The organism is Staphylococcus sp. ZWU0021, assembly GCF_000798895.1.
GTDB lineage: Bacteria > Bacillota > Bacilli > Staphylococcales > Staphylococcaceae > Staphylococcus > Staphylococcus saprophyticus.
This window is the reverse complement of record NZ_JTLN01000030.1, coordinates 376,683-394,221: the sequence shown is the minus strand read 5'-3', so window position 1 is coordinate 394,221 and position 17,539 is coordinate 376,683. Positions and strand designations below refer to the sequence as shown.

Annotated in this window: 15 protein-coding genes and 1 pseudogene; 13 read left to right on the top strand and 3 right to left on the bottom strand. The window is 33.8% G+C overall.

What is annotated here, in order from left to right; translation table 11 throughout:
• The first annotated feature begins 25 nt into the window (after positions 1-25).
• From L987_RS10960 to L987_RS13780, 3 genes and pseudogenes are all read left to right on the top strand, one after another.
• Positions 26-490: a hypothetical protein gene (locus L987_RS10960; RefSeq protein ID WP_011302298.1), complete on the top strand. Its 465-nt coding sequence runs from the start codon at positions 26-28 to the stop codon at positions 488-490.
• A 42-nt stretch (positions 491-532) separates the two neighbouring features.
• On the top strand, positions 533-1,225 hold the full coding sequence (locus L987_RS10955; protein ID WP_011302299.1) for an alpha/beta hydrolase: 693 nt from the start codon (positions 533-535) through the stop codon (positions 1,223-1,225).
• 236 nt (positions 1,226-1,461) lie between these two features.
• Positions 1,462-2,873, top strand: a pseudogene (locus tag L987_RS13780) (MFS transporter).
• 96 nt (positions 2,874-2,969) lie between these two features.
• On the opposite strand, the gene L987_RS10945 reads toward L987_RS13780, so the two are convergent.
• A complete protein-coding gene (locus L987_RS10945) occupies positions 2,970-3,242 on the bottom strand; it encodes a YrhK family protein (protein WP_002482277.1) in 273 nt (90 codons plus the stop codon).
• A 120-nt stretch (positions 3,243-3,362) separates the two neighbouring features.
• Here L987_RS10945 and L987_RS10940 point away from each other — a divergent pair, with 120 nt between their 5' ends.
• The gene (locus L987_RS10940; protein WP_011302302.1) at positions 3,363-3,896 is read left to right on the top strand and encodes a methylated-DNA--[protein]-cysteine S-methyltransferase; all 534 of its coding nucleotides are present in this window, start codon (positions 3,363-3,365) and stop codon (positions 3,894-3,896) included.
• 133 nt (positions 3,897-4,029) lie between these two features.
• A complete protein-coding gene (locus L987_RS10935; RefSeq protein WP_172439360.1) occupies positions 4,030-5,619 on the top strand; it encodes a BCCT family transporter in 1,590 nt (529 codons plus the stop codon).
• A gap of 255 nt (positions 5,620-5,874) precedes the next feature.
• Here L987_RS10935 and L987_RS10930 read toward each other — a convergent pair whose 3' ends face one another.
• Positions 5,875-7,044, bottom strand: coding sequence for a hydroxymethylglutaryl-CoA synthase (locus tag L987_RS10930; protein ID WP_047504632.1), 1,170 nt, complete (start codon positions 7,042-7,044; stop codon positions 5,875-5,877).
• Between the two features lie 104 nt (positions 7,045-7,148).
• Here L987_RS10930 and L987_RS10925 point away from each other — a divergent pair, with 104 nt between their 5' ends.
• The 3 genes from L987_RS10925 (at position 7,149) to L987_RS10915 (ending at position 10,749) form a co-directional block, all read left to right on the top strand.
• Positions 7,149-8,300: a thiolase family protein gene (locus tag L987_RS10925; protein ID WP_002482281.1), complete on the top strand. Its 1,152-nt coding sequence runs from the start codon at positions 7,149-7,151 to the stop codon at positions 8,298-8,300.
• Positions 8,301-8,302: 2 nt separating this feature from the next.
• A complete protein-coding gene (locus L987_RS10920) occupies positions 8,303-9,586 on the top strand; it encodes a hydroxymethylglutaryl-CoA reductase, degradative (RefSeq protein ID WP_011302305.1) in 1,284 nt (427 codons plus the stop codon).
• 188 nt (positions 9,587-9,774) lie between these two features.
• Positions 9,775-10,749, top strand: a complete 975-nt coding sequence (locus tag L987_RS10915) for an SMP-30/gluconolactonase/LRE family protein (protein ID WP_041079362.1) — start codon at positions 9,775-9,777, stop codon at positions 10,747-10,749.
• Positions 10,750-10,979: 230 nt separating this feature from the next.
• On the opposite strand, the gene L987_RS10910 is transcribed toward L987_RS10915, so the two are convergent.
• Positions 10,980-11,411, bottom strand: coding sequence for a CHAP domain-containing protein (locus tag L987_RS10910; protein WP_047504628.1), 432 nt, complete (start codon positions 11,409-11,411; stop codon positions 10,980-10,982).
• Positions 11,412-11,593: 182 nt separating this feature from the next.
• On the opposite strand from L987_RS10910, the gene nhaC reads away from it, so the two are divergent.
• The 5 genes from nhaC (at position 11,594) to L987_RS10885 (ending at position 17,326) form a co-directional block, all read left to right on the top strand.
• Positions 11,594-12,940 carry a Na+/H+ antiporter NhaC gene (nhaC, locus tag L987_RS10905; RefSeq protein ID WP_047504626.1) on the top strand — a complete coding sequence of 449 codons (1,347 nt, stop codon included), beginning with the start codon at positions 11,594-11,596 and terminating at the stop codon, positions 12,938-12,940.
• A gap of 230 nt (positions 12,941-13,170) precedes the next feature.
• Entirely contained in the window at positions 13,171-14,046 is an 876-nt protein-coding gene (gene cidR / locus L987_RS10900) for a cidABC operon transcriptional activator CidR (protein ID WP_002482286.1), read from the top strand.
• Positions 14,047-14,290: 244 nt separating this feature from the next.
• Positions 14,291-14,686: a CidA/LrgA family protein gene (locus tag L987_RS10895; RefSeq protein ID WP_011302310.1), complete on the top strand. Its 396-nt coding sequence runs from the start codon at positions 14,291-14,293 to the stop codon at positions 14,684-14,686.
• Positions 14,687-15,373: an LrgB family protein gene (locus tag L987_RS10890; protein WP_011302311.1), complete on the top strand. Its 687-nt coding sequence runs from the start codon at positions 14,687-14,689 to the stop codon at positions 15,371-15,373. It begins immediately after the preceding gene.
• 210 nt (positions 15,374-15,583) lie between these two features.
• Positions 15,584-17,326 carry a pyruvate oxidase gene (locus L987_RS10885; RefSeq protein ID WP_011302312.1) on the top strand — a complete coding sequence of 581 codons (1,743 nt, stop codon included), beginning with the start codon at positions 15,584-15,586 and terminating at the stop codon, positions 17,324-17,326.
• Positions 17,327-17,539 lie beyond the last annotated feature (213 nt).

The window sequence follows — 17,539 nt, the reverse complement described above, 5'->3', positions numbered from 1 at the left end:
AATAAAATGATAAAGGATGATTAAAATGAACGGTGACAAAAAAATAAGTGAACTGCTTGATAATTATAAAAAACCACTAAAAAAGCTTTTTAAATATGATAAATCAAAGGCACGTGCTTTTGATAAAGACAGCAGAAGTAAGGTTGAAGGTCAAAAAGGGATTTTTGTTATTTTTAATAATAAGCAACCTATCTTTGTGGGCCAAGTAGGCGGTTATATGACGGGTTATAAAATAACACAAAAAGATTTAAACGATAAATTAGGCCAATTTAATGTGAAATCAGACTCTGGTACTGCAAGATTCAGAAGAGTATTTGCCGAACAAAATAGCTTAGATGAAGCTGAAACAAAAGAAATTAAAGCTGAAAATTATGGATTAAAATTTCAATTTATTAAAGTTAAAGGCAATCCATCAATGATTAATATATTGGAAATATTAGCTTTAGAGTATGCTAAAGAAAACGATATTAACCTTTATAATTTCTTATAAAAACAGTTCGTTTTAAGTTGGTTATAGAAAGAGGTGATTGTTATGAGTATAAGAGAACTCAGTCTATCTTTTCATCACCAAGAAATAAAAATTAAATTACCGAAGAATTATTTTAAGACAAACGGTAAGTCTTATCCTTTAGTTATAGTTCAAGATGGAGACTACTTATTTAAAGATGTAAAAAAAGACGTTATATTTGTTGGTATCGTGCCTAATAATCGAAAAAAAGATTATACACCCTGGAAAAGTGTTGTTGGTGATATTGAATATGGTGGTCAAGCGGATGCGTATATCACTTGGGTGGCTGATGCGGTAATACCGTATTTAAGAAAATGTTTCCGTATTTCTCAGGATAGAAAAGACATCGGTATTGCAGGTGCCTCATTTGGTGGGCTCGTATCGCTATATGCGTTGTTTAAACACGCAGATACGTTTGGGCATTATATATTAATTTCACCTTCAGTTTGGTACCCTGACTTTGTTAAGTTTATGAAATCCCAACCGATTATTAATTCAACACATCATATTTACTGGTATGTCGGCCAACTTGAAGGGAAACAAAGTAATCACTTAAACCAATATATGGTGCCACAAACAGAGGCAGCAGTAGATATTTTGAATGAACTGCTAGTATCAGAGACATCCGTATTTTATTTTGATACAAATAGAAAAGGGCTGCACCGCCAATATTATTTTAAGAAATATTTTAATAGAGCAATCAATAAATTATTTTAAGTAGCGACAGATAAAAGAAATACGATTATTGTCAGAAAATTCGCAAAAAATAAGTGAATTCATCCTTTTTATGTTAAAAAATGCTAAAATTCAAAGTGTAAATCATTTTTAAATATACCGATACCGCTCTTAGCCATAATGTGTAAAATAACGTTTTGGGCAGTGAGTTGGATATATGATTTTAAAAATATTAAGCTGAATTTTCGTATTAGTTTAAACATAGGGGATGTTTTTTTATGACAGAAGGTACTACTAAAATTTCAGACAATAAGTTATTGGTAGGAATTGTCTTATCTATTTTAACTTATTGACTATTTGCACAATCTTTTTTAAATATTGGACCTAAGATACAGGCAACTTTTGGAGCAAGTCCAGATATTGTTAACATTTCAGTAAGTTTGACATCATTTGTTACTGGCGTCTTTATGGTTGTAGCAGGTAACATTTCAGATAGAATTGGGAAGGTTAAGATGACGCGTATTGCTCTAATTTTGAGTATTATTGGATCATTGATGCTTATTATTTCTGGTAATGTCACTTTGTTGCTCTTGGGAAGAATTGTACAAGGTTTTTCAGCAGCGATTATTATGCCAGCAACCATTTCTATCGTTAATGATTTCTTTGAAGGGGATGATAGACAAAAAGCATTAAGTTTTTGGTCTATAGGTGCATTTGGAGGGACCGGCCTATCATCATTCTTTGCAGGTGCAATGGCTACGTTTATATCGTGGCAATCCATCTTTGTACTCTCTATACTTTTGTCCTTGGTTGCATTGCTGTTGGTAAAAAACCTGCCAGAAAGCAAACAAGTCAAAGCACAATCTAACCATTTTGATTATATTGGTCTAACTATCTTTGTAATTATGATTGCTAGTATCAGTTTGTAATTACACAAGGATATAAATTAGGATGGTTAAGTTCAGCAACGCTAATATTGAGTGCCGTATTTATTATCTGTATTTTTATTTTTTATAAAGTAGAAAAAGCAAAGCAATCACCGTTTATTGATTTGGAGTTATTTAAAAACAAACCTTTTATTGGTGCAGTCATTGCTAACTTTTTGTTGAATACTGGTGTAGGCGTTATTGCTTTATTTAATATATATGCACAAGGTGGCTTGAAATTCAGTGCTTTTCAAGCTGGTTTGTTAACGCTACCCTATTTAATTACATTGTTACTTGTAGTTCGATTAGGAGAAAAAAGTATCAAGCGCTTTGGTGCAAAACGCTCAATGGTTGTTGGACCTATTTTTACAGCGACAGGTATATTGTTATTTAGTTTAACTTTCTTTAATACTTCAATTTATGTAGTAGTCGCATTAATTGCTGCGGTTTTCTTTGGTGGAGGTACTGGCTTGTTTGCTAGACCGGCTTTAAGCACCGCAGTTTCAACAACTCCTGCAGAAAAAGTTGGGGTAGCATCTGGTATTTTTAAAATGAGCTCAACGCTTGGTGGAGCCTTTGGTATAGCGATTATGACGTCCATATTTACTGGAGTTTCACAAAGCGGACAAACAGTTGATACAGCTGCTAGTATTGGGTTTGTAGTTGGAACATGTTTGGTTATAGGCGGCGTATGTGCAAGTGCACTGGTTATTCCAACGCGAAAAGTGAGACAAGGCGAAAAGGGGCAAGTGACAGAAGGATAATAAAAATAAAAAAACTGGTCGCTGCATAATTAGATGGTTTGGCCAGGTTTATCTTGGAATTGTGTTTTAACTTAGGAAATCCTTTAACAAGATTCATTATTGCTTTCGTTTAAAAGCAAGATGTAAATCATGTACGAAGGCAATTAATGGTCTTATAGTCATTTGAATACTACCAATAACAAATAATATCGTACCATTTGTTACAGTTGAACTATTAAAAAATAGAATACTACCAATTAGAAAAACTAAGCCGAGTACGACATCATTGAATTGGTAAAGTGCTTTGTAAATGGCTGTTATGCGGTCAGATGCTTGGATTTGATGGAAACTTAAATTTAAGTGTTTAGATGATTGTTTGAATTTAGACATGTACAGTCCTCCTTTAGTAAGTAATGAAAATATTTTAATATATCATCTTACGAGTTTACACGAAATGATGAAAGCATTAAGATTATAACCAATAAATGAGTAAGGAAAAGAGGGGATACCATGCATTATAAAAGTAATTATCAATCGCCAATTGGTCAAATCGCACTCACTTCAGATGGGGAAAATATAACGGGTTTATGGTTACCTAATCATAAAGACTTTGAAACACAGTATAAAGATGAATTAATGACAGCTGATTTGCCAATTTTTGATAAAGCAAAACGTTGGTTGGATGCGTATTTCTCAGGAAATAATCCTAAAATAGATTTTCCTTTAAAAGCAACTGGAACATCATTTAGGGAACAAGTATGGCAAATACTTTTGGAAATACCACAGGGTGAAACATGGACCTATGGAGAAATTGCTCAAAAAATTGCTGAGAAAAGAGGTGAAGCTAAGATGTCATCTCAAGCTGTTGGTGGTGCAGTTGGTAGTAATCCGATTTCTATTATCATTCCTTGTCACAGAGTTGTAGGAAAAGATGGAAGCTTGACTGGTTATGGTGGTGGCATAGATACCAAAATAGAATTGTTAAAATTAGAGGGTCTAGACATGAATGTATTTTATAGACCCAAGCACAGTACGAAACCTTGATGCAGTCTAAGGAACACCCACATGTATTGAGCTTTGCACTTTCTATTTACTGATTGTAAAGTTTTTCTAAATAGAGTTGATTAATTAGCTCAGTATGATATCGTGATAACCGTCTTTATTTAATTATTTAGGGATGGTGAGTGTTCTGTTAAAGGAAAAAAAGGGATTTTCAAGTGTATTTTTATATTCTACAGCAGTAATTGGCTTGCTAGTGATTGTGGGTGCAATTTTTCCACAACAATTCGGAACAGTTAGTGGCAATATATCAACATGGGTCTCTGAGACGTTTGGTTGGTACTATATGCTACTTTATACTGCTATATTAGGATTTTGTATTTTCTTATTATTCAGTCCAATAGGAAAGTTAAAGTTAGGAAAACCAAAAGATAAACCAGAATTTAAAACAGTTTCTTGGCTTGCTATGCTATTTAGTGCTGGTATGGGTATCGGTTTAGTATTTTACGGTGCTTCTGAGCCAATATCCCACTATATGGCACCGCCAACAGCAGATCCAGAAACAAAAGCGGCTATGGCTGAAGCTTTTAAGTCGTCATTTATTGACTATGGATTTCATCCATGGGCAGTATACGGTATTGTTGCCTTAGGTCTTGCTTATTCTCAGTTTCGTAAAGGTGAAAATGGTCTTATTTCAAGAACATTGAGACCTATATTAGATGATAAAGTAGATGGGCCAATTGGTAACATCGTTGATATACTCGCTGTATTTGCAACAGTGATTGGTGTTGCTGTTTCTTTAGGTGTCGGTGCGATTCAAATTAATGGTGGCTTGCATTATTTATTTGGTGTACCAAGTAATTCAGTTGTACAAGGTATTATTATTGCAATCGTTACCGTATTGTTTTTATACAGCGCATGGAGTGGATTAAGTAAAGGCATACAGTACTTAAGTAATTTGAATATGGTTCTAGCAGCGATATTGTTAATTGTCATATTTGTCGTTGGTCCAACATTACTTATCCTCAACATGATGACGAGTGGTACAGGTGATTATTTAAACTCACTTGTATTTAATAGTTTAGACGTAGCGCCGCTGAACGAACAGAAAAGTGAGTGGCTTCAATCTTGGACTATTTATTATTGGGGTTGGTGGATGAGCTGGAGTCCGTTTGTTGGTACGTTCATTGCTAGAATCTCCAAAGGGAGAAGTATTAGAGAATTCATCATTGCAGTCTTGGGTGTTCCAGTTGTTATAAGTATTATTTGGTTTAGTGCTTTTGGTGCTACAGGTATTACAGTGGGCCAATCGCATTCAAGCATTTTAAAAATGCCACCAGAAACGCAACTGTTTGGCATCTTTAATGAATTGCCATTTGGATTTATATTATCAATTGTAGCATTAGCGTTGATAGCTTCTTTCTTTATTACCTCTGCCGACTCTGCGACATATGTACTGGGAATGCAAACTGCATATGGAACATTAAATCCTTCAGGTTTTATAAAAATTGTTTGGGGTTTGGCTTTAGCAGCTATTGCCTATGTATTATTGTTAGCAGGTGGAGATACTGGACTAAGCGCTTTACAATCAGCTGCCATTATTTCAGCACTTCCATTTAGTGTTGTTGTTTTTCTAATGATGGTTTCTTTGTATAAGGATGCTAATAGTGAGAGAAAAGCCTTGGGATTAACATTAAAAATAAATGAAAAACGAAGTGAAACATATACAAAATTGATTGAAGAAGAAAATAGAAAAAGATACGAATAACATTTGTTGTTATTACGGTTAAACCTATATCCGCCTCAAAGAATTTAAACAATTTTTGAGGTGGATTTTTTTATTGAATATAAAAAGCGCTTTTCATTACATCAGTGAAACTGGAGTATGAAAGCGCTCATTATTAATTAATAATTTTGAACTTGAATTTATAACGAACAACGGACATTTGATTAAAATGTATACAATAAATAAGACAATTTAAAGGATGTCGTTCGTAGGTGATAAGATTTAGTGATTTAAAATCTAATTTAAGGTATTATAATTACGGATATGATCATTAATACTTTCAAGGTAGAAGATAGTATTTTTTTCATTTTCTAACTCAGTTTCATGATCAAATTCTAAATTGTCGAAACGGTTAAAGAATGATTCATAAGTTTCGACTGAAATTTCTTCGCGGTTATTTAATAAATCTTTATGTCCTTGAATATCAAGTACATCTTGGTAGCCTTCTACGATTTTACCACTGAAGAATTCGCCAACAGATCCTGAACCATAACTAAATAGGCCAATCGTATCGTTTGCAGATAAATCATGTGTTTCAAGTAAAGAAATCAAACTCAAGTAAAGTGAGCCAGTATAAATATTACCTACATAACGATTATAATAAGTGGCTGCATCGTAACCTGAAGTTAAACGTTCTTTTGTTTCAGCATCAATGTCATCTGTTAAAATAGAATCAAGTGCTTTTTTGCCCATTTTAGTAAATGGTACATGGAAACATAAAGATTTAAAATCAGCTAATGATTTGTTGTGGCGACGTGCATATTCTTGCCAACTTTCTTGGAATGAACGAATATAAGCATCTTTAGATAAAGCACCATCTACAAGTGGATAAGCTTGTCCGCTTGGACGCCAAAAATCATAGACATCTTCTGTAAATGCAACGGCATCGTCATTTAGTTCAAGAATGCGTGGATTTTGTGAAATCATCATAGCTACTGCACCAGCACCTTGTGTTGGTTCGCCGCCAGAATGTAAACCATAACGCGCTGTATCACTAGCGATAACAAGCACTTTTTCATCTGGACGTTGTGCTAAATAATCTTTAGCTAATTGAATGGCAGGTGTAGCTGCATAGCAAGCTTCTTTCATTTCAATACAACGAGCAAATGGTTGAATGCCTAGCAAGTTATGTATTTGTACTGCAGATGCTTTAGCTGAATCAATGGCAGATTCAGTTGCAACAATAACCATACTAATTTGTTTTTTATCTTCATCTGTAACAATCGCTTTGGCAGCATTTGCACCCATTGAAACGATGTCTTGGCTCATTGGACTTACTGACATTTCAGTTTGGCCAATACCTAATAAATATTTGTTTGGGTCTACTTGACGGGATTCGGCAAGCTTAGCCATGTCTACATAAAATCTTGGAACATAAAAATTAATTTGATCAATACCAACTGTCATAAAGCGTATCGACACCTTTCTATATATAAATAAGCAATTGTATCATACCAAATCGTGACAATAAAATACAATGATTTGAAAAAGAGATATAAAGGAGAATGAACATGAATAAAATCGCAATTGTAAGTGCTAAGCGTACACCGATAGGGAGATTTAAAGGAAAGTTAAGTCATTATTCAGCAGTAGAACTTGGCACTAAAACATTGGAAGCTGCTATAAAAGCTATAAATTTAGATTCACAAAATATTGAGCAAGTCATATATGGTAATGTACTACAAGCTGGCAATGGACAAAATCCAGCACGTCAAATCGCTATTAATGCTGGCGTGCCTAATACAACACCAGCTATGACAATAAATGAAGTCTGTGGTTCAGGATTGAAATCCATTATTTTAGGAAAACAATTAATACAATTAGGTGAAGCCAAAGTCGTAGCAGTTGGCGGTGTTGAAAGTATGACGAATGCGCCTCAACTCATTTTAAATGACAGTGAAACACCTGTTGATAGCTTTATGCATGATGGTCTTACTGATGCCTTTATGAATGTACCTATGGGTATTACAGCGGAAAAAATTGCTGAAAAATATGATGTGACACGTGAAGCGCAAGATGCGTTTGCTAATGAATCACAACTGAAAGCACATCAAGCCACACAAGCTAAGAAATTTGAAAATGAAATTGTACCTTTAGAAGATGTAAACGGAGACTGGATGACCACAGATGAAGGTATTCGTGGCAATAGTAGTGTTGAAAAATTAAGTACACTAAAAACAATCTTTAAAGAAGACGGTACTGTGACAGGTGGCAATGCTTCAAGCATTAATGATGGGGCATCAACAATTATCTTGATGGATGAAGTTTATGCCAAAGAAAATGGTTTTGAAATATTAGCATTTGTTGGAGCACATGCAGAAATAGGCTGTGATCCAGAGTTAATGGGTTATGCACCATATCATGCAGTTACAAAATTATTAAACCAAGCTGATAAAGCGATAGAAGACTTTGATGTGGTTGAAATGACAGAAGCTTTTGCGGCGCAGAGTATACCAGTAAGTAAAAATCTAGGTATAGCTGAAGAACAACTCAATTTATATGGTGGAGCGATTGCCTTGGGACACCCTATAGGTGCAAGTGGTACACGTTTAGTTACAACACTTGTAAATATTTTAACACAAGAAGATAAACAAACAGGCATTGCTACTGCTTGTATTGGTGGCGGTTTAGGTATCGCTATTGCTATAGAAAGAGAGGTTTAATAATGGAAGCATTAGACAAATCATTTCGTCATTTATCAAGAGAAGACAAGTTAAACACGTTAGTTCAAAAAGGTTGGTTAAATGAAGAAAATAAAAATACTTTGTTAAATAATCCTTTAATCCCTGAAGAAATTGCGAATAGTTTAATTGAAAATGTCATTGGACAAGGAACATTACCTGTCGGTTTATTGCCAGAAATTATAGTAGATGATAAATCTTACGTGGTACCGATGATGGTTGAAGAACCATCTGTAGTAGCAGCGGCAAGTTACGGTGCAAAACTTGTCAATCAGACAGGTGGATTTAAAGTTATTTCTAGTGAACGTCTAATGATTGGTCAAATCGTTTTTGATGGAGTATCCGATACTGAGATACTATCACAACAGATATATAATCTCGAAACGCAAATTAAACAAATTGCGGATGAAGTGTATCCTTCTATTATAGAAAGAGGTGGCGGCTATCGTAAAATAGATATTGATACTTTTCCAAATGAAGGGTTATTATCATTAAAAGTATCCGTAGATACCAAAGATGCAATGGGTGCGAATATGTTAAATACCATATTAGAAGGTATAACAGCGTATCTTAAAAATGAATTAAAAGACGTTGATATATTAATGAGTATCTTGTCGAATCATGCCACAGCTTCTGTAGTAAAGGTACAAGGTGAAATTACAGTTGATGCGTTATCTAAAGGTGATCGAGATGGCGAAGCAGTTGCTAAGCGAATGGAACGGGCTTCTGTATTAGCTCAAGTTGATATCCATCGTGCAGCTACACATAATAAAGGTGTCATGAATGGCATACATGCAGTTGTACTCGCAACAGGCAATGATACTAGAGGTGCAGAAGCTACAGCGCATGCTTATGCAAGTAAAGATGGTCAATATCGTGGTTTAGCAACATGGAAATATGATGAAGAAAGACAAACTTTAGTGGGAACAATTGAAGTACCAATGACACTTGCAACGGTAGGTGGAGGCACGAAAGTGTTACCTATTGCAAAAGCATCTCTGGATTTAATGAAAGTAGATTCTGCGCAAGAACTTGGTCATGTTGTTGCGGCAGTTGGTTTAGCACAAAACTTTGCAGCTTGTCGTGCGCTTGTATCTGAGGGTATTCAACAAGGACATATGAGCTTACAATATAAATCTTTAGCAATCGTTGTTGGTGCGCAAGGTGAGGAAATAGCACAAATTGCGGATATGTTAAAAACACAACCAAGAGCGAATACAGCTGTTGCCCAACAATTATTAGACGAATTAAGATTACAAAAACAATAAGTACAATACGAATGATTATAATAGAGTCATTTATTAATTATTTAACCCTTTTTAATTTCTCATTAAAAGGGGTTTTTATTATAAGCGTTAGATATATACGCACGATTCAGGAAATGAAATTATTTTATTTTATGAAAGGCTTTGCATATAATTAAGAAGATGAGTAATTAAAAAAGGGGTGGAGCTTTATGGATTCAAATGAATTGCCAGTACTAGCTTATAAAGATGGAGAAAATAGTGTCGCACCAATACCTGCACATGAGCAACAATTACCTACAGTCACTGCCGAGCCTTGGCTAGAAATATCTAAACAAGGATTACAGTTAGAAGGATTATGCTTTGATAGACAAGGTAACTTATTACTTTGTGAAGTGTTTGGTGGTACGATTTTTCATGTGAATTTACCAGATAAAAAAGTCACTGAACTATTTAAATCGCATAAACAAAACCCAGCAGCCGTCAAAATTCATAAAGATGGCAGACTATTTGTCTGCTATTTAGGGGATTTTGAGAGCACTGGAGGAATCTTCATGGTAGATGCTGACGGTAATGATGCGCAAGATATCGTTTCAGATATTGGAACTGAATACTGTATTGATGATCTTGTCTTTGATAGTAAAGGTGGGTTTTATTTTACTGATTTCCGTGGTTATTCTACTAATCTCAAAGGTGGCGTTTATTATGTATCGCCAGATTTTAAATCAATTACACCAGTCATACAAAATCTTGCAGTTGCTAACGGTGTAGCTTTAAGCACAGATGAAAAAACATTGTGGGTAACAGAAACGAATGCCAATCGTTTACACCGTATCGATTTATTAGAGGATGGGGTGACAATTGCGCCATTTGGTGCTTCCATTCCATATTATTTTACAGGTCATGAGGGTCCAGACTCGTGCTGTATTGATAGCGATGATAATTTGTATGTTGCCATGTATGGTCAAGGAAAAGTTCTCGTTTTTAATAAAAAAGGTTCGCCTATTGGTCAGATATTAATGCCAGGGCGCGATCAAGGTCACATGTTAAGATCGACACATCCAGCGTTTATACCAGGTACAGACCAACTCATCATTTGTGCAAATGACATCGAAAATGATGGGGGATCATGGATATACACTGTTAAAGCATTTGCTAAAGGTCATCAAAGTTATCAATTTCATTAATATATAAAATAAGCGTCCGAGACATGAATAGATGTCTCGGACGCTTATTCTTATTTGGCAGCAGATGACTGAAAACATTGAGCCACCACTTTTTTAGGTATGCGTTTTGGCTTGAATTAAACAGCAAGACGTCATCTATGGCGTGTTTGTAACAGTTATATAAAACGCTGGCTAATCTAGAAAGATTTCTATGGCAATTATGATTTGCATCTATTTAGTCTAAATAGAAACTAATAAATGTAATTGTACTTCGCTGCAGAGGATTTGCTTAACACTCTTGTTCCATAGGCTAAAGGTCGATTGTAATTATATTCAGAGACTTTAATACTACCATTATTATAAACGGTTTCTACATATGCTACATGACCGTATGTGCCACTAGTAGATTGCATGACAGCACGTTTTGCTGGTTTTTTTCCTACACGATATCCGGCTTTTTTAGCTTTACTGTACCAGTACTTTGCATTACCCCAACCATTTGGTACAACTTTACCGACACTCGCACGTTTTTTAAATACATACCAAGTACATTGGTTTTTATAGTAATAGTTAACAGCAGCATTTGTAGTTTGTGATTCATTAATCGCTTGAAAAGTGACTGTCCCTGTCATTAATAGCGTAGTTGCAATAAATACATTTACTAATTTCTTTTTAATATTCATACATATCTCCAGTCATTTTTAAAATTATATTTTTATAATAAGGTTGAGAAGTAAAAAGTACAATAATATAAACAATTATTACAAATAACTTTAACAAGGAAGAAATATATGCCACACAATTGTAATATGACATCTGAATAAGTGCATATTTAAAAGTCAATATCACAAATCAATATCATTAATTGTCCAACTATCATTTATTAATTGGTACAGCAGTGGCTATTTTAGTTACCTTAATACATGGTTATGAATTCAGTGAAGTAGAAGAAATGATGTATAAGGGCATAAGACATGCTTTACCAGCGATTGTCATCATTATATTAGTTGGTTTAGTAATCGGCTCATGGATTGGTAGTGGTGTGGTTGCGACTATGATTTATTATGGGTTGCAATTGATAGATCCAAGATATTTCTTGGTTGTAGTTGTTATTTTGTGCGGTATTGTTGCATTAGCGATTGGCAGTAGTTGGTCAACGATGGCAACGGTGAGAGTAGCATCAATGGGCATTGGAATCAGTATGGGGATTTCAGCTGGTATGGTTGCTGGTGCGGTCATTTGTGGTGCATATTTTGGTGATAAAATGAGCCCGCTTTCTGATACCACGAACTTGGCTTCTGGCTTAACAGGCGTTGATTTATTTGAGCACATTAAACATATGTTCTATACAACGATTCCAGCTTTAATCATTTCACTGGTTGCATTCTTTATTATTGGTCACCGTTTTGGGACGAAAAACTTTGATACAAAAAACATTAATGCCATTCTAGACACCATGCAAAATCACTTTTTAATTACGCCATGGTTATTATTAATTCCTTTAATCGTCATAGCTCTAGTTGTATTAAAAGTACCGGAGATTCCAGCCATCTGTATGGGGATTGTTCTTGGATTTTTTGCACAAATCTTTGTACAAGGTGGTACGATTACAGAAGCATTAACCGCGCTACAAACAGGGTATACGATTGATTCAGGTAATAAACTTGTAGATGAATTATTCAACCGTGGTGGATTAGAATCTATGTTCTACACAATTTCTTTAACATTAGTAGCGATGACGTTTGGTGGCGTATTAGAGTACTCAGGTATGCTAAAGGCTTTAATCACTCAGATACTTAAAATTGCAAAGTCTACAGGTACATTAATAGCATCGGTCATCGTATCATGTATCGGCACAAATATTACTTGTTCAGAGCAATACATATCAATCATCGTACCTTCTCGCATGTATATTAATGCCTTTAAGGAGAAGGAATTGCATCCTAAAAACCTTTCGAGAGCACTGGAAGATGGCGGTACATTAAGTTCTGTATTTGTACCTTGGAATACATGCGGCGTATTTATTGCATCTACCTTAGGTGTTTCAGTAATAGAATATGCTCCCTATGCGATATTAAATTATACAGTCCCTATCATCTCAATAATATTTGGTTATATTGGATTTAAAATTGTTAAACTTAGCAATCAAGATAATGAAATAACTAATCAACCAAATAAATTAACACAAACAAATGATGCGAATAATGCTTAAAACTGAAACGAATTTAATAAATAAAAGAAAATAATTTTATTTTGTACGTGTTATGATAGTTTATGAAATGTATTGAATATATGTTCTGTATTCATTTTTTAGTTGAAATGTCTAAAGTGAGATGTAAGCCTAATAGTAAATTTGGTTTCAGTCCTACGATATTATTGAATTATTGAAATTTCAACGTATACTGAATAATATTAAATAAATATATGCAAAGGAGTGAATACATGGACATTAAACATATGAAATATTTTGTTGAAGTTGTTGACCAAAAAGGTATGACGAATGCTTCAAAACATTTATTTATCGCTCAACCGACAATAAGTAAAGCGATTAAAGATTTAGAACAAGAATTAGATATGACATTGTTTGATCGCAGTAAGCGACAACTTGTCTTAACCGATGCGGGTTCGATTTTTTATAAAAAATGTAAGGAAATCTTAACGTTATATAATGATGTGCCGAAAGAAATCAATAGCCTTTTAGGATTGGAAACCGGGCATATCAGTATAGGTTTGTCTGCAGTGATGAACATGAACCAATTTATTAATATTTTAGGTGAATTTCATCAAAAATATCCTAATGTTACCTATAGTCTTGTCGAAAATGGCGGGAAAATGATAGAAACACAATTAATTAATGATGAAATCGATATAGGCATCACAACATTACCGGTTGATCAGTCCATTTTTCATTCTGTGACGTTATATCAAGAAGATTTAAAATTAGTATTAAATAAAGAACATCATTTAGCGAATGAAGCGCATGTTGATATGAGTATGTTAAAAGATGAAGACTTCATTTTATTTAATGAAGATTTTTATTTGAACGACAAAATTATTGAAGCGGCGAAAAATGCCGGCTTTATTCCTAATACGATTTCTAAAATTTCACAGTGGAATTTTATCGAAAACTTATTGAACGCCCATTTAGGAGTCAGCATATTACCCGAAAATATTGTACATTTATTAGATAGTAGTTTTAGTAACAAAACATTAGAAGATCCAGGTATGCGTTGGGAATTAGGTGTGATTTGGAAAAAAGATAAGTACCTAAGTCATGCAACGAAACAGTGGATTGATTTTATGAAAGAAAGATTATAAAGATAAACATATATACACTTAATAAAAGCCGAGAAGAAATCTTACATTAAATAAGATTTCTTTTCGGTTTTTATGCGTAATTCATTAGAATAAGAGGATTTATTATCTGAAATGATTAATCAAACCGCTTTCATTCATAATCATAATAGGTCATATAAAAATTCAATATTTTTATTATAAGAATAATCATTCTATACTAGTAATTGTAATCAGGAAAGCAAGTAGAAAAAAATGCAATTAAGGAATGATGCTATTGCAACAATTTAAAAAGATAATAACAGTGTTGATTCAAGTATTAGTGATTATGGGGATTACTTATTTAGGTAATGTAATTCAACGTTATATGCATATACCCATTGCAGGCAGTATCGTAGGATTATTATTATTTTTCTTATTATTACAATTTAAAGTAATTCCAGCAAAATGGGTAAATGAAGGGTCAAATTTTTTCCTAACGACAATGGTATTTTTCTTTGTACCTTCAGTAGTAGGAATCATGGATGTTGTACCAATGATTAATTTGAATTTCATTTTATTCTTCTCAATGATTCTTCTTGGTACATGTTGCGTAGCTTTAATTTCAGGCTTTATAGCTGAAAAAATGGTTAAAAATAAACAAGACGGGAATGGAGTTAATTAGATGTTGATTTTAGAAGCGATAATAATGATTATTTTAACAATAGCAATGTATATTGGCGCGAAAAAGCTACAACAAAAATTTCAAACTCCATTTTTGAATCCTGCACTTATAGCATCTATTGGTATTATTATTGTTCTATTATTATTTAGAGTAGATTACAAGACTTACATGCTCGGTGGAAAATGGATTAATTATTTATTGAATTGTACGGTGGTTTGTTTAGCTTTCCCACTTTATCAAAACCGTCATAAAATTTTAAAGTATGCGCGTGTTATTTTTAGTAGTGTATTGATGGCGGTCATGTTAAATTTTGTATTTGTATTTAGTATATTAAAATTATTTGGCTATTCTAAAGAAACTATTGTAACGATGTTACCAAGATCAATAACGGCTGCAGTAGGTATTGAAGTGTCACATCAACTAGGTGGCATTGATACAATTACGGTTATGTTTATTATAACGACAGGTTTGATTGGTAGCATTTTAGGCGCTTATTTATTAAGATTAGGAAGATTTAGATCTTCAATTGCTAAAGGAATGACTTATGGTAACGCATCACATGCCTTTGGTACTGCTCAAGCACTTGATATTGATTCAGAAACTGGTGCTTATAGTTCAATTGGTATGATTTTAACAGCAGTTCTAAGTTCAATTGTTTTACCTATACTCATACTATTTTTATACTAAATAGGTATGCGTTATAATCAATTTGTACATTTAAGTAATGATTTGGTATCAGTGAGCTGGAGTTAAATGAAATTAATGTAAATATTTTAAAGAACTACTCCTTTATTTAAAAAAGATATTAGAAAATCAGCTTACTGTTCCACATCTATCTTAAAATTAGCTTTAAAAATTCGATTGAAGTCGATTTAAAAATGAAGGGAGTTTTTAATAATGGGCAAGATTAAAGCAAATGAAGCATTAGTAAAAGCATTACAAGCATGGGATATTGATCATATTTATGGTATTCCAGGTGACTCAATAGATGCAGTAGTTGATAGTTTAAGAACGGAAAGAGATAATATTGAGTTTGTACATGTGCGTCATGAAGAAGTCGGAAGTTTAGCTGCTGCAAGTTACACTAAACTAACAGGTAAAATTGGTGTCGCATTAAGTATTGGTGGTCCAGGTGTTGTACATTTACTTAATGGTATGTATGACGCCAAAATGGATAACGTACCGCAACTTATTTTAGCAGGACAAACAGATAGTACTGCTTTAGGTACAAAAGCTTTCCAAGAAACTGATATTAGTAACATGGTTGATGATGTTGCTGTATATAAACATCAAATTTCTGAAAATGATAAAGACGTATTTGGTATCGTGAATGAAGCGATTCGCACAGCTTATGAGAAAAAAGGTGTTGCGGTGTTAATTCTTCCAAACAACTTATTAAATAATAAAGTTAAAGATACTACAAGCAAAGGTGTAGATACTGCACCTCCAGCAAGAGTTGCGCCAAAACCTCGTAGTGTTAAAAAAGCAACTAAATTAATAAATAAAAGTAAACGTCCAGTGATGTTACTTGGTACAGGTGCGAAACACGCTAAAGATGAAGTACGTGAATTTATCGAAGCATTTAAAATCCCAACAATTGTTACGTTACCTGCGAAAGGGATTCTTGCAGATGACCACCCTTATAACTTAGGTAATTTAGGTAAGATTGGTACGAAAGTATCTTATCAAACAATTCAAGATGCAGACTTATTGATTATGGTAGGTACGAACTACCCTTATGTAGATTATTTACCTAAGAAAAATATTAAAGCAATTCAAGTCGATACAAATCTTGAAAATATTGGACACCGTTTCGATGTAAATGCTGGTATCATTGGTGATAGTAAATTAGCGTTACAACAACTAACTGATTCAGCAAAACACGTTAAAAATCGTGATTTCTTAAATAAAACACTTGAAAGAAAAGCGACTTGGGATTCATGGATGGCAAAAGATATGGCAGACAGCAGTTCGCCTATCCGCCCAGAACGTCTCATGGATGCTATCAATCAAGTTAGAACAGATGATGCCATCTTCTCTATTGATGTTGGTACTTCAACTGTTTGGTCTACGCGTTATTTAAACTTAACTGTAAATAACAAATTTATCGTTTCAAGTTGGTTAGGTACAATGGGTTGTGCATTACCTGGTGCTATTGCAGCAAAACGCGCTTACCCAAATCGCCAAGTTGTCGGTATTGCTGGTGACGGTGCTTTCGAAATGGTTATGCAAGATTTTGCAACTGCCGTTCAATATGATTTACCAATGACAATTTTTGTATTAAATAACCAAGAATTATCATTCATTAAATATGAACAACAAGCAGCGGGCGAATTAGAATATGCAATTAATTTCACAGATATGGATTTAGCAAAATTTGCTGAAAGCTGTGGCGGTGTTGGTTATACATTGAAAGATCCAAATAGAATTGACGAAGTAGTGGAAGAAGCAATGTCTCAAGATAAACCAACAATTGTAAATGTTTATGTTGATCCAAATGCTGCACCATTACCTGGTAAAATTGTTAAAGATGAAGCAATTAATTATGGTAAATGGGCATACAGATCTATTACAGAAGATAAAAAACTAGATTTAGATGAAATCCCTCCAATGTCAACTGCCGTTAAACGTTTCTTCTAATAGTTAAAACGGAACGTAGCAACGTGTTTATTTGACTAAAATAATATTTAAAAATGGATAACTAGGTTGCTATAATTTAATAATTTAGTTATTGATTTTCTATTAGAATAGCAGGCCAAGATGTTTAATAATATCTCGGCCTGCTATTTGTATTTTGTTTTCGTTTTTTGTCGCTTTAGCATTGATTAAAATTAGGACTATGGGATAATAGAG

Coding starts and splice junctions, on each gene's coding strand:
- L987_RS10960 (WP_011302298.1), top strand. CDS start 26: ATGAACGGTGACAAAAAAATAAGTGAACTGCTTGATAATTATAAAAAA.
- L987_RS10955 (WP_011302299.1), top strand. CDS start 533: ATGAGTATAAGAGAACTCAGTCTATCTTTTCATCACCAAGAAATAAAA.
- L987_RS10945 (WP_002482277.1), bottom strand. CDS start 3,242: ATGTCTAAATTCAAACAATCATCTAAACACTTAAATTTAAGTTTCCAT.
- L987_RS10940 (WP_011302302.1), top strand. CDS start 3,363: ATGCATTATAAAAGTAATTATCAATCGCCAATTGGTCAAATCGCACTC.
- L987_RS10935 (WP_172439360.1), top strand. CDS start 4,030: ATGGTGAGTGTTCTGTTAAAGGAAAAAAAGGGATTTTCAAGTGTATTT.
- L987_RS10930 (WP_047504632.1), bottom strand. CDS start 7,044: ATGACAGTTGGTATTGATCAAATTAATTTTTATGTTCCAAGATTTTAT.
- L987_RS10925 (WP_002482281.1), top strand. CDS start 7,149: ATGAATAAAATCGCAATTGTAAGTGCTAAGCGTACACCGATAGGGAGA.
- L987_RS10920 (WP_011302305.1), top strand. CDS start 8,303: ATGGAAGCATTAGACAAATCATTTCGTCATTTATCAAGAGAAGACAAG.
- L987_RS10915 (WP_041079362.1), top strand. CDS start 9,775: ATGGATTCAAATGAATTGCCAGTACTAGCTTATAAAGATGGAGAAAAT.
- L987_RS10910 (WP_047504628.1), bottom strand. CDS start 11,411: ATGAATATTAAAAAGAAATTAGTAAATGTATTTATTGCAACTACGCTA.
- cidR (WP_002482286.1), top strand. CDS start 13,171: ATGGACATTAAACATATGAAATATTTTGTTGAAGTTGTTGACCAAAAA.
- L987_RS10895 (WP_011302310.1), top strand. CDS start 14,291: ATGATGCTATTGCAACAATTTAAAAAGATAATAACAGTGTTGATTCAA.
- L987_RS10890 (WP_011302311.1), top strand. CDS start 14,687: ATGTTGATTTTAGAAGCGATAATAATGATTATTTTAACAATAGCAATG.
- L987_RS10885 (WP_011302312.1), top strand. CDS start 15,584: ATGGGCAAGATTAAAGCAAATGAAGCATTAGTAAAAGCATTACAAGCA.